General features: G+C 21.0%; 9 protein-coding genes. 2 read left to right on the forward strand and 7 right to left on the reverse strand.

Features of this window, described 5'->3' with window-relative positions:
- The first annotated feature begins 43 nt into the window (after window positions 1-43).
- Window positions 44-1,675 carry a CTP synthase gene (locus tag ACTCUI_RS00755; RefSeq protein WP_463430830.1) on the forward strand — a complete coding sequence of 544 codons (1,632 nt, stop codon included), beginning with the start codon at window positions 44-46 and terminating at the stop codon, window positions 1,673-1,675.
- A 72-nt stretch (window positions 1,676-1,747) separates the two neighbouring features.
- Here ACTCUI_RS00755 and ACTCUI_RS00760 read toward each other — a convergent pair whose 3' ends face one another.
- From ACTCUI_RS00760 to ACTCUI_RS00790, 7 genes are all read right to left on the reverse strand, one after another.
- A complete protein-coding gene (locus ACTCUI_RS00760) occupies window positions 1,748-2,221 on the reverse strand; it encodes a hypothetical protein (RefSeq protein WP_463430832.1) in 474 nt (157 codons plus the stop codon).
- A 131-nt stretch (window positions 2,222-2,352) separates the two neighbouring features.
- A complete protein-coding gene (locus ACTCUI_RS00765; protein ID WP_463430834.1) occupies window positions 2,353-2,967 on the reverse strand; it encodes a DnaD domain protein in 615 nt (204 codons plus the stop codon).
- Complete coding sequence (rnc, locus tag ACTCUI_RS00770) at window positions 2,960-3,655, reverse strand: ribonuclease III (RefSeq protein WP_463430836.1); 696 nt, start codon at window positions 3,653-3,655, stop codon at window positions 2,960-2,962. The genes ACTCUI_RS00765 and rnc overlap by 8 nt, the downstream gene beginning before the upstream one ends.
- Window positions 3,656-3,663: 8 nt before the next feature.
- Entirely contained in the window at window positions 3,664-4,695 is a 1,032-nt protein-coding gene (plsX, locus tag ACTCUI_RS00775; protein ID WP_463430838.1) for a phosphate acyltransferase PlsX, read from the reverse strand.
- A gap of 17 nt (window positions 4,696-4,712) precedes the next feature.
- The gene (locus ACTCUI_RS00780) at window positions 4,713-6,599 is read right to left on the reverse strand and encodes a DEAD/DEAH box helicase (RefSeq protein ID WP_463430840.1); all 1,887 of its coding nucleotides are present in this window, start codon (window positions 6,597-6,599) and stop codon (window positions 4,713-4,715) included.
- Between the two features lie 316 nt (window positions 6,600-6,915).
- Complete coding sequence (locus ACTCUI_RS00785) at window positions 6,916-11,862, reverse strand: AAA family ATPase (protein WP_463430842.1); 4,947 nt, start codon at window positions 11,860-11,862, stop codon at window positions 6,916-6,918.
- 256 nt (window positions 11,863-12,118) lie between these two features.
- Window positions 12,119-12,778, reverse strand: a complete 660-nt coding sequence (locus tag ACTCUI_RS00790) for an adenylate kinase family protein (protein WP_463430844.1) — start codon at window positions 12,776-12,778, stop codon at window positions 12,119-12,121.
- Between the two features lie 560 nt (window positions 12,779-13,338).
- On the opposite strand from ACTCUI_RS00790, the gene ACTCUI_RS00795 reads away from it, so the two are divergent.
- Entirely contained in the window at window positions 13,339-13,563 is a 225-nt protein-coding gene (locus tag ACTCUI_RS00795; protein WP_463430846.1) for a hypothetical protein, read from the forward strand.
- The last annotated feature ends 11 nt before the right edge of the window (window positions 13,564-13,574 follow it).

A 13,574-nucleotide genomic window follows, 5' to 3' on the forward strand; every position in this document is an offset into this window, starting at 1 on the left:
CAATATTTTTATTTTAAAATTTTTGAAAGAAAGAAATCTAAAAATGAATAATAATAATATCAAAAATCAAAAATTTATTTTTATTACTGGAGGAGTAGTTTCTGGTTTAGGAAAAGGTATTATTGGAGCTGCTATAGGTCAAATTTTAAAAACACGTGGATTAAAAGTTTTTATGAAAAAAATGGATCCTTATATAAACGTTGATTCGGGCACTATGAATCCTACTCAACATGGTGAAGTTTTCGTTACTAACGATGGTGCTGAAACTGATTTAGATTTAGGTCATTACGAAAGATTTTTAGATGAAAATTTATCTAGAGAATCCAATGTAACTACAGGTCAAGTTTATCAATATGTCATAAATAAAGAAAGACAAGGAAAATATTTAGGAGAAACTATTCAAGTTATTCCTCATATTACTAATGAAATAAAAAAAAGAATTTTAGAAATAAAAAATACTAATATTGATTATGATGTTGTCATCATAGAAATCGGAGGTACAGTCGGAGATATTGAATCTTTACCTTTTTTAGAATCTATTAGACAAGTACGTTATGATTTAGGATTTCATAATACTCTTTATATTCATAATACTTTAATTCCGTATCTAAAAAGCTCTAATGAAACGAAAACTAAACCAACCCAACATAGTGTTAAAGAATTAAGATCTTTAGGAATTCAACCTCAAATTTTAATTTTAAGAAGCGAAAAAGCTATTTCATCCGAAATGAAAAAGAAAATTTCTATTTTATGTGATGTGAGAGAAAAAGCTATTTTTGAAAATATTGATGTTGATATTTTATATAAAATTATCGTTAATCTAAATGAACAAAAAATAGATGATTTTATTTTAGAACATTTTCAAATAAATAATTTAAAAAAATCTAATATTTCTGAATGGCAAAAATTAATTTATAAAATTCAGAATTTAAAAAATAAAATTACTATCGGTTTAGTAGGAAAGTATATTTCTGTCCAAGATTCTTATTTATCTGTTATAGAAGCTTTAAAACATGCTTCTTATTATCATAATACTGATATAGAAGTTAAATTAATTAATGCAGAGGATATCAATAATGAAAACATATCTAAATTATTAAAAGATTGTCATGGAATTTTAATACCTGGTGGTTTCGGATCAAGGGCTATCGAAGGAAAAATAAAAGCTATTACTTATGCTCGCATTAATAATATTCCTATTTTAGGTATTTGTTTGGGAATGCAATTGATGGTTATTGAATATGCTAGAAATGTTTTAAAATTAGAGAATGCTAACTCTATAGAAATTAATAATGATACTTTATACCCTGTAATAAGTCAAAAAAGAAAAAATTCTCTTTTAGGAGGAACTTTAAGATTAGGGTTATATTCATGTCAATTAAAGAAAAATACTAAAAGCTATGAAATTTTTCAAAAAGAAATAATTTATGAAAGACATAGACATCGTTATGAAATGAATACAGAATATATTTCTGTTTTTAATCAAGATGATAATTTTATTATTTCAGGTATGAATAATGAAGAACAATTACCTGAAATTATAGAATTAAAAAATCATATTTGGTATATAGGAGTTCAATTTCATTCTGAATTTTTATCTAGGCCTTTTAAACCACATCCTTTATTTAATAATTTTATAAACACATCTTTACAATATTTTTTAAATATAAAATAAAAAAACATTCGAAATTAATAATATTTCGAATGTTTTTATTTTTTATATTTAAAAATTTCTTTTTTTAATTTATTATTTTTTTACAATATCGCCTAATTCTTTTTTTAAATCAGTTATAAATTTTGGAAAATTTAATCTATTATAAACTTCTTTAAATTTAGCTACATCATTAGCACTTTTAAATTCATTTGTAACTTGGTCTTTAAAATTTTTAACAAATGTTTTTACTTTATCTTGAATTTGGTCTGCGTCTTTTGCTTTTTTATTATGTGCATCGATTGCGTCTGTAATTTTAGTGAATTCGTCTTCATAGCCTTTAACTACTTTTTTAATTTTGTCTTGGTTATCATAATCAGATTCTACAGAAGGTATTGCTGTTTTTTTTTCAAATTTTTCTATAAGTTTTTTGTCAACTGCCTTTCCTCCTCCGAATACTCCACAAAAGTATAATATTGCAGCGATTGAAGTTAATACTGCAATAGCAACAAGAACACCAATAGTTATCTTACCATTTTTAGATTGTACAAAATCTTTCATTTTTGACATTATTATTCAATCCTCTCTTTTCAATTTTATAATAATTTCTAAAAAATAATTTTTTTTAAATCATTAAATCTTTACTTCTAGATTCAATACTAACATTATAACATAATTTTGATATATTTATAAAAAAGACATTATTTAATTTTATTGAAAATTTTATGAAGAATTTGATCTGCTTTCTCATCATTTTCTATTTTTAAAATATTTTTATGATTTAAAATTCTATCTATATAATAAATTGATTTTTTTTGATTTAAAACTGCTATATTTATGGATTTATTTATTTCTTCAAAAGAATAATTTTTATCTAAAAACCAATTTTTTATAATTTCTAATTCATATGATGCTAAATTTTCGCCTTTTAATTTTTCTATTTGTTCTATAGTTTGGGTTATATATTTATTTTGTTTTTGTATTTTATTATTTTTTGCTTTTTCAAAATAAATTTGTTCTACTTTTTTAAAAGTATTATTTAAATCAAAAACTTCTATAATTTTATTATCTCTTTCATCTTGTGACAAAACAAAAAATTTTTTTTGAATTAATTCTTCTAAAATATTTTCTACTTCGTTTTTAGATAAATTAGCTTTTTGCGCCAAAAATAAAGAAGAAAAAATTTTAGTTTCATAACGCTCGAATAAAAAAATCAAAACCATCACTTCTTGAGAAGTTAAATTCATTTTACGATATTCACGAAGTAAAATTTTTTCAATATTCAACACACCTTCTTCATAAAGAATTTTAAACATTTTTCATTTTCCTTTCTTTCTCTATTTTAATTAAAGCTTGTTGTGCTGCTTTTTGCTCAGAAGCTTTTTTGGTTTTGCCCATCCCTCGGCCTAAAAATTGTTCTTCTAAATAAACTTCAGTTATAAATTCTTTTTCATGTGCTAAACCTTGTTCAGAAACAATTTTATAATGAATATTTTGCCTATTAGTTTGAATTAATTCTTGTAATTTAGTTTTGAAATCTATAATATTAATAACTTTTTTTAAATAAGGTAAAACAAGATTATGGAAAATCTTTTGAGTTTGATTAAATCCTAAATCTAAATAAATAGCTCCAAATAAAGCTTCAAAAGCATCCGATAGAATAGAGTAATTATTGTCATATCTTTTCTTTTCCCCCTTGCCCAATAAAATATAATTTTTTAACTTTATTTCTTTAGCGTAAATCAATAAAGAGTCAATACAAACAGCTTGAGCTCTTTTTTTAGTCATAGTACCTTCGCTATATTTATTTTTTTTATATAAATAACTTGCCATTAAAAAATTAATAACAGAATCGCCTAAAAATTCTAACCTTTCATTATTATTCATTTTAATATGGTTTGATGATTGCTCGTTAGCATAAGAACTATGGGTTAAAGCAGTAATATATAAATTAATATTTTTAGGTTTAATATTTAATCTTTTAAATAATTTTTTTAAATTCATATTTTTTCTTAACTCTTTTTTACATTAAATTTTTGATAAATTTTATTTAAAAAATTTTTTTCAATTAAAATTTTAGCTTGCATAATTGCTTTATAAAAAGCATAATCGTTAGAAGATCCATGAGCCTTTATTACAATTTTTTTTAATCCTAATAACATAGCGCCTCCTGTTTCTTTAGCATCTAATTTTTTTTTAATTTTGTGAAATTGTTTTGCAAATAAAATTCGACTTATAATTTTTTTAAACCAATTACCTGTCAAAATTTTTTTAACAGATTGAAAAGAATTTTGAAAAGATCCTTCATAACTTTTTAAAATCATATTAGAGGTAAAACCATCACTAACTAAAATATCTGCTTCAGTAGTCAAAATATTTTGAGGCTCTTCGTTCCCTTTAAAAATTATACGATTATCTTGTTCTAATAAATTATAAACTGTTTGATCTAAAAGTCTGCCTTTATTTTTTTCAATACCTATATTTAATAATTTAACTATAGGTTTTTCAATATTTAATAATTCTTTTGCTACTACAGAAGCATAAATAGCAAAATTTAATAAATTTTCTGGCGTAATATCAATATTAGCGCCAGCATCTATTAACATTCTTTTTTTATTATCTAAAGAATTAAAAATAGGTGCTAAAGCTATTCTAGACATAAAATTCATAGTTTTAATTATTAAAAAACTAGCCAATACTAAAGCTTGAGTTGGCCCTGCGGAAACTACTCCATCCACTTGATTATCTTGAGCCGATTTTAAAGCTAAAAAAAGAGAATTATTTGGATTATCTCTTAATTCTTCTCTTATATTCTTTATATCCATCGAAAGATAAAAAGAAGTATGAATAAAATTTATTCTATCTTTAACTGAATCATACAAAGAAGAAGCGATTTTATTTTTTATTATATGATTTATTTTAATTTGATCACCATATAAATTAATATATAATTGTTTTTCCTCTATCAAAGCCTTTACAATGCCTTTGATGACTATTTCAGGAGCGAAATCGCCTCCCATAGCATCTATAGCTAATTTAATCATTTTATTAAATATACCTTTTATTTTTTATTTTTTAAATATTCAAAATCTTTTTTAATTTGATTTATTATCGGATAATCTTTTCTTATATCTAAGAATTGAAATTGAAAAAAACCACTTTGTTTTTTGCCTAAAAAATCTCCTGGACCTCTTTTATAAAGATCAAAATCACTTAATTTTCTCACATTATTTTCTTTTTGTAACATATTTAATCTTTCATTATCTTTTTGGGCAACTAAAAAACAATAATTCTGTTTATTATTTCTACCTACTCTACCTCTTAATTGATGTAATTGACTTAAACCAAAATATTCTGCTCCTAAAATAATAATAGTTGTAACATTAGAAATATCAATTCCAACTTCTATAATAGAAGTAGCTAATAAAATACCTTTTTTATTTTGCATAAAATTTAAAATTATTTCTTCTTGTAGTTCTGTTGTTTTTTGGCTATGCAAAATATAAAGATGTTCTAAATTGTGTTTTTCTAAAAAAAGATTAACATTATGAATATTAAAATATTTTTTATTATCTTTTATAGCAGGAACTATAACATAACTTTGTTCATTGCGTAATTGATTTTGCCTTAACAAAGGAACAATCTCATCAAAAGAACATTGTTTAGTAATAATATTTTGTTGAGAATAAGGTTTTTCAGTCAATAAAGAAATTTGTAATAAACCAGAATAAATAATGGCTAAAGTTTTCGGAATAGGGGTTGCTGTAAGGTATAAAATATCTGATGTTAAACTTTGATTTATAGTTTTATTTTTTATATCTGTACCAAATTTATGAGTTTCATCAATAATAATAAGTCCTAATTGAAAAAATTCTATATTTGATAATAAATGAGTTCCGAAAATCATTTTATATTTATTTTGTTTAATTTCTTCTTGATAAACTTTTTTTTGTTTACTTTTAGATGTAATAATAATTGATTCAATTTCTGGAAAAAGTTTTTTAAAATTCAAATAATGTTGTTTCGCTAAAATTTCCGTAGGAGTCATCATTAAAACTTGTTTATTTAAATTAATAACACCTAAAGCAGCTATAAAAACTGTAATTGTTTTACCTGAACCAACGTCTCCTTGGATTAATCTTTGGGTAGGATAATTTTTATTAAAATCAGAATAAATTTCATTTACTATTTTTTTTTGATCCGAAGTTAATTGAAAAGGGATTTTATTAATCATCTCTTTAACATAACTTATATTATATTTTAAAGGTTGTTTCAGAGGTAATTGTTTTATTTTATAAAACCATCTTTTAATTATAATAAAAGCCTCTTCATATTTAAATCTTTGAATGGCTTTATTTAACATTTGTTTATTTTGAGGAAGATGCAAATTTTTAAAAGCCTCTTGTCTACTTATTAAATTATATTTTTTTAAAATTATTGAGTTTAGAGTTTCTTTTATTTGCAATTGAGAATTTTGAAAAACTTTCTTTATTAATTGTTGCAATGAATAATCAGGGATACCTTTTAATTTATAAATAGGTTGAATTTTACTATCTATATTAGATTCCGTAGATAAAAAAGAAGCTATAATCGTATTATATTTATGATAATATATACCTTTAATAAAAATTTTTTTATTTAATTGGATAATTTTAAAAAAAAAATTATTAAAAATAATTACTTTTAAAGTAGTATTTACATTAGTTAATATCTGAAAAATTTTTGTATTTTTTTTAAAGGAAAATCGAGAAATAACAGGTTTTGTTATTATCAGGCCATATAATTTAATTTCTGTTTTATCAGGTATTCGATCTAATTTAGACAAAACAAAATTTTCATATGTTTTAGGTTTTTTTAAAACTAATTCTTTTAAATTATTTATATTATTTTTTATTAATTTAGTATATAAAATTGATTGTCTAAAAATGTCATCTAAATTAGTTACCATTAATTGCCTCGTTTATTAAATTTTATGATTTTGTTCATAAAATTATTCTGAATTATAGAGATATTGAAATATAAATTATAATGATATTATTTTCATATATTAATGAAAAAAATTTACAGTATTCTTTTCAAAAAAAATAAACATTAAAATATTTGAATTTCTATAATAAATTATAACATAATTTAAATTTTTATCTTCTTACCTTTTTGTAATTATTATAAAGTATTTTACATATATAATTCACAAAAATTGAATTTTTTTTAATTAATATATTAATCATAAAAAAAAGAAATTTGATTATCAAATTTCTTTTTTATTAAGATTTCTTTCTAAAAAAATATTTACAAAAAATTATAATTAATACAAATTTTAACCAAGAAAAATTTTGTTGAATAAAGGAAAATACATCAGACAAAGAATCATCAAAATTCATTTGTTTTGTTTTATAATTTTTGACAAAAGACTTTATTTTTTCGTATATTTCTTCTTCGTTTATATTTTCTTTTTTTAATTCATCTTCAACAATTAAAATAGCCCCTTTTTGAATTAACTCTATTTCTTGATTAGAAATACTTTTCTCTGGAAATTCTTTATCTACTATGATGTATCTATTTATATTGTCCAATATCTTTTTATTTAAATTACTTTCTATATTTTGAATTTGTTTTTGACTTTCTTCATTCAAAATATTAATTATTTCATCTAATTCAAGATCTTGATAAAATAATTCTTTTTGAGTTTTTTGCTTCAATATATCTATTATTTTATCTTTATATAAATTAAAATTAATATTTAATTTTGTTAATATAAAAGCCCATTTATCATTAAAAATTATTCGTGTGCATTCATCTTTAACTTTATTAATTTGATCCTCAATATCTTTTAAAGAATAATTAGATTTTGAAACAAAATAATTATAAATAATATCATTAATTTGTGCTCTCATTTGTTCTATTTCATTAAAATCAAATATTTTCTTATTAAAATTGATTTTATTAGTTAAATAACTAATTTTGTCTTTTAAAGACATATTGTGTTCTTGTTTTAATTTATGTCTCATAACAAAAATAATATCTTTTTTTATTTCATCTAAAGTAAAGTGATCATTTTGTTCTAAAGTTTCGTTAACCTTTTGTTCAATTTGTTCTCTTAAGTTAAAATAATCTTCTGAAATATTCAAATCTGAAATATTCAAATTTGAATTTATTGTAATAACATTATAAATATCATCAACTAACTTATTTTTTATTTTATCTATATACTGTAATATTTTTTGTTCAAATAATATCTCATTATTTTCAGTATTTTGACCGATCTCTAACAATTGTTCAATTAAAACATTATCTAATGTTAAAAAACGAAACTTATTTTTATATTTATTCATTAATCCATAAATTTTAATTTTATTATTTTTTATTTTTTCTATATCCCAAATAAAATAAATTTTTTTTATTTTATTTTTAATAGCTTGAGTTAAAATTTCTTCCAAAGTAGAAATATTTTTTATATCTTCTATTTGCGGACTATCTGGTTTTTGTATAAAATAAAAACCCATTAATTTATCAGGCAAAGGATTTTCAGAAGAATAAAACATTTTTATTTTTTCTAATTGATTTGAATCAATATCTACTTCTAGTGTTTGCATTGTAGCATCTTTATTATAAACTAATTTATTATTTTGTAAATAACCATTTTGAATTAATTGAAAATATTTTTTTTCTTCATCAGTAAAAAAACTATCTACAAAAAGATGTTTTATGGGGGTATTTTTATACTCTTTTATTTCTAATAATTCATTTATATCATATTTTATATGTTCATGATTATCCCAATTAATAATATTTTTCTTATTTGTAAACCTATCCATTATTAATTGTAAATCTATTGGTAAAATATTTAAATGTTTATGTTTTGAAATCGCAGTTATAGTTGCTTGTTCGAATAAGTCTATTAATTTTCTAGGAGTTCTTAATTCATTTAAGCCAGAATTTATTATTTGTTCTGAAATTTTTTCCAAATATTTATAAGCTCTAATATCTAGATTATAATTTTTAGAAATAATTTTTAAAAAAAGAACTATATCTTTTTCTGCCCAAAAATCAACTTCAATCAACTTATTAAAACGACTTAAAATAGAATTATCAATATCATCTTTGAAATTGGTTGTTGCAATGACAAAAACTGGTTTTTCTGGATCTGAATAAATACCTTCTATTTGTGATAGAAAAGCAGTAATGATGTTACCATGATCAGAACTCAAACCATCACTATGACGTTTTTTAAAAGCTACTTCACATTCATCTATTAAAATTACGCTTGGAGAATTTTTTCTAGCTTCATCAAAAAGATTTTTAATCAATCTTGGGCCTTCGCCAACATATGTTTTAGAAAAATCAGAAGATGTTACAGCGAAAAAAGGCAATCCTACTTCTTTAGCGAAAGCTTCAGCTAAATAAGTTTTTCCTGTTCCTGGAGGTCCATATAATAAAATACCTTTAGGTGTCTTTTGACTTCCCATAGATTTATATAAATTTAAATTTTTTAATTGTTCTACAGTTTCTCTTAATTGTTCTTTAGATGCTTCATTACCTATAATATCTGAAAAACCATGCAATTTATCTATTTGTCTTGCAAAAGTTTTAACATTATTCATTTCATCGTTTTTTTTAGATTTTTGATCATCTCGGATTTCGTGCAAAAAATTTAAAGTTTCTTTATTCATATTTCCCATATGAGACATTGCTGTTATAAGTAAATCACTAAACATATGACTATTTTGCAAAGCACGTTCTATTCTATCTTTATATCTTTCTAATTTAAATTTTAATCTATCCAAAATACGTGTTTGCCTATGAATACTATTATTTAATTCTTGTTTTTCATTTTTTTGTAAAATTTGGTTTTTTATAATTTGTTTTCTTTGATATGACAATTTTAATTCTAAATCAGAAATTTTTTTCTCTGCTTCAGTTATAAAATTTTCTTTTTGTAAAATTTGTTCTTTCAAAGTTTTCATTTCTAATTTTATTTGAGAAATTTCTTCTGTTAAAGTTTGTTTTTCTTGTTCAGATAAAAATTTATTTTGTAATAACTCTTCAATTTTTTGATTTAACTCTTTATCTTTTTTTTCTATCTTTTTCGTCAAAAAATCTATATCAGAATTTTTTGTATCAATAATTTTTTCCAAATCTATAATTTCTTGTTTGTTTCTATCAATAATAATATTTTGTTCTTTAATGGTTTGTCTAAATTTGTCAATTGTTTGTTGATGATTTTCTAAATCCTTTCCCATTTTTGAAAGAGATTCTGTTAAGTTTTTTATTTGGTCCTTTAATATATTTTTTTCTAATTCACTTAAATTTTTATTTACAATAATTTGTTCTTCTTGTTTTTCCAATTTATTTGTTAAATTTTTAATTTCTTCTTTTGCTTGGCTTAAAGATTGTTCTCTTGAATATAATGTTGCTTTTAATTCTTTAATTAATTCTTCTTTTTGTTCTATCTTATCTTTTAGTTCTTGTTTTTCTTGTTCTGACAAAAATTTATTTGTCAAAAGTTCTTGTTTTGCTTCTTGTAATTCTTTATCTTCTTTTTCAATTTTATCATTTAAAGTATTTATAACATTTTCTTTTATTTTTATATTCTGATTTAAAATTGAAATTTGACTTTGTTGTGTTTCTATAATATCTTTTTGTTCTTGAATAGTTTGTTTAAATATTTTAATATCATTTTGCGCAATATTTAAGTCGTTTTCTGTTTTAATTAATTTATCTATTGTTTCATTAATTTTATCTTTTAATTCTTGTTTCTCTTTTATATTAGAATTTTTGATATCATCAATTTCTATATTTTTCAACTTTAAATCACTAATTAATTTTTCAATTTGTTTTTGATTACTAAATAAAATCAATTCTTGAGAACGAAATTTTTTAGTTAAAGTTTTTTTTTCTTTTTTAAGTGCTTGAATTTCTTCATTTAATTTTTGTTGCATTGAATAAGTTAATGATTTATTATTTTGAAGTTCGTCTATTTTTTGACTTAATTGTTTATTTAGTTGATCAATATCATTATTTAAAGATTTAATTTGAGTCATATTATCTTCAATACGAATATTCAATTCTTCAATTTTTTTATCTTTTTTTTTCAATAATATTATTTGTTCTTCAATAGTAACGCTTAATTGATCAATAATTTTTTGACTCGAATCTAATTGTTTATTCAAATTATTTAATTGTTCAATGATTCTTTGAATTTCTTTTTGAAATTCTTCTTTGTCTTTTTGTCTCAAATTTTCTGTTTCATTAATATTTTGTTTACTTTCTTCCAATTGAATTATTAAATTTTCAATTTGTGCTTTTTGAGAATTAATAATATTATCTTGAACATCTAATTCATCTTTAGCACGAGTAATTAATTCATTTAATTCTCTTTTTTCTTTTTCAAATTTTGCTCTTTCTTGAGGAGATAACAAATTATTCTCTAATTTAGAATTCAATTCATTTATTTTTTTATTATTATCTTGTATTTCGGATCGCAAATTAAAAATAATATTATCTCTATAACTAATAATATCTTTTAAATCCGCGATTTCTTTTGCTTGTTGCGTAACTTGTTGATCTTGTGCTTGAAATAAAATATTATAGTCTTTTATTTGTTTTTGTAAAGCTAAAACTTGATTATTTATTTGATCAATATTTTCTTGTGTTTGAGAATTAATTTGTTTATTGGATTCTAAAATCATAATTTCTTCAAAAACATCTGCTAAAAATTGGATCGTTTTTTTAGATACAAATTCAATATTAGCAGGTGACCATGTTCGCCAAAAAAATCCTCTTGAGTCTTGAAAATTATTTTCTTTATATCGTAAATATGTATTGTAATTGTCAAAATCTATTTTATTGCCTACAAAAACAAAAACATATTCATTTATATCGAAAACAGCTTGGGCAATTGTATTCTGAAATTCGCTTATTAAATTATATTTTTCTAATAATTTCAACTTTTCTTCTAAATTGTTGTTTTTTGGAAGATTATAATAAGGTTTATCAAATTCTTCCAATATTTTAATCAAAACTTTTTCTAATAATTGTTCATTCGATAATTTTGGGAATGTTCTTTTCAATGTATTAATAATAGGGTAATCCGTATATTTTAGTTTGTTATTATCATTATTAATATTACTAATAGCGTTTAACGACTCAATATAATTGAATATTATCAATATAATGATAATATCTAAAAATATTTTGCCTTTTATTTTCATTATTGCAAAACTTTCTAATAAGATTATTTCAATTTTAGTTAATAATAATAAAATAATTTTTGTTTTTTTACATTTTATATTTTATTAATTTTTTTATTTCAAAGATAATTAAAATGTTTTTATATTATTGTGCTCCGAAAAGCCCAAAAAAAAATTTATTTTTAATTTTAAATTATTAATTTAATATAAATAACTAATAATTTTTTATAAAAAAATTTTTTCTATTTATTTCGTTAAATAAATAGAAAAAAAAATTTTATTTTATGTTAGATAATTGTTCTAATATTATTTTAGTGATATCTTTGATTGACTTTTGATTATCTTCTACTTTAATTTCTACTAACTTATTCATTTGTTGATAATAATCTATTAAAGGTAAAGTTTCTTTTTTATAAACTGATAAACGTTTTTTAAAAGTATTCAAATTATCATCTTTTCTTTGAACTAAATAAGTATTGTCATTATTACAAAAACCATACCTCTCAGGAGATCTATTTTCTTTATGATAAATTTCTCCACATTGAGGGCAAACCATTCTACCCATCACTCTTTTTTCTAATATTTTTTCACAAACATTAAAATAAAAAACTTTAGTCAAAAAAATATTTCTCTTATGAAATTCTTCGGTCAAAAAATATGATTGATGTAAATTACGAGGATAACCGTCTAAAATAAAACCTTTTTGAAGATCTTCTTGATTAAAATATTTACTTATCATAGAATTAGTTATTTCGTTAGGAACTAACAAACCTTTATTAATATAAGACATGACTATTTTACCTAATTCTGTCTTATTTTTTAAATTTGTGCGGAAAATATCTCCTATAGAAATATGACGAATATTAAAATGTTTAGCTAAAATTAAAGATTGAGTGCCTTTGCCTGAGGCCGGTGGGCCTATTAAAATTATATTCATTTTTGCAACCTTATATTATAAATGAAATTTTTCTTTTGAAATATCAAAAATAAAAAAAGACTTTTTATTATTTTTGATAAAAAAATTATCATTTCAAATAATTATTATTTTTTATAAATTTGTAAAACATATTATATATATTAAACATGATAAAAAACTCAAATTTTAAAAAACTTCAACTATAAATAAAATGTAATACTACATTTTTATCCATATATGAGTTAATACAAAATACAATGTGAGGTACATATATTATACCAAATTTAAAAAATATTTTATACTGAAAACCAAAAACGAATAATAAAACAAATAAATTTGCTTATTTAAAATATAAAAAATTTTAAAAATTATTAAAACATAAAATATATAATACATTTTATAAAAAAATTTTATTCATTATTATTATATAATAATAATGAATAGGTATATAATATTTTACTTTTAATAAAGTAAATTTTATAATCTATTTTTTTATAATTTTGAAAAATTTAAAATTAATAAAAATTTATTAAATATCAATAAATAGAAAATAATGAAAGAAAGATATTGAAAAAAATAACATGATTAAAAAAATATTTGAATCTAAAAAAAATATTATTATTTTTGTTTCAACTTGTTTTTTATTAACATCATTTATTGCTTTTTTAACTCTTTTTTTTAATTCATCTAAAGAAGAAAATGAAACATTATCAAATACTTCGGATAATGATCCAGAAAATTTAATAACAGATATCGAACAACAAGAAGATATAACATCAACAAATGAAGATAAAGTGCGCAAGTAAGGGCGTTTAAT

Source organism: Brinjal little leaf phytoplasma (genome assembly GCF_978563805.1).

Excerpts from the sequence above, each read along its gene's own strand:
- ACTCUI_RS00755 (WP_463430830.1), top strand. The coding sequence starts at position 44 with ATGAATAATAATAATATCAAAAATCAAAAATTTATTTTTATTACTGGA.
- ACTCUI_RS00760 (WP_463430832.1), bottom strand. The coding sequence starts at position 2,221 with ATGTCAAAAATGAAAGATTTTGTACAATCTAAAAATGGTAAGATAACT.
- ACTCUI_RS00765 (WP_463430834.1), bottom strand. The coding sequence starts at position 2,967 with ATGTTTAAAATTCTTTATGAAGAAGGTGTGTTGAATATTGAAAAAATT.
- rnc (WP_463430836.1), bottom strand. The coding sequence starts at position 3,655 with ATGAATTTAAAAAAATTATTTAAAAGATTAAATATTAAACCTAAAAAT.
- plsX (WP_463430838.1), bottom strand. The coding sequence starts at position 4,695 with ATGATTAAATTAGCTATAGATGCTATGGGAGGCGATTTCGCTCCTGAA.
- ACTCUI_RS00780 (WP_463430840.1), bottom strand. The coding sequence starts at position 6,599 with ATGGTAACTAATTTAGATGACATTTTTAGACAATCAATTTTATATACT.
- ACTCUI_RS00785 (WP_463430842.1), bottom strand. The coding sequence starts at position 11,862 with ATGAAAATAAAAGGCAAAATATTTTTAGATATTATCATTATATTGATA.
- ACTCUI_RS00790 (WP_463430844.1), bottom strand. The coding sequence starts at position 12,778 with ATGAATATAATTTTAATAGGCCCACCGGCCTCAGGCAAAGGCACTCAA.
- ACTCUI_RS00795 (WP_463430846.1), top strand. The coding sequence starts at position 13,339 with ATGATTAAAAAAATATTTGAATCTAAAAAAAATATTATTATTTTTGTT.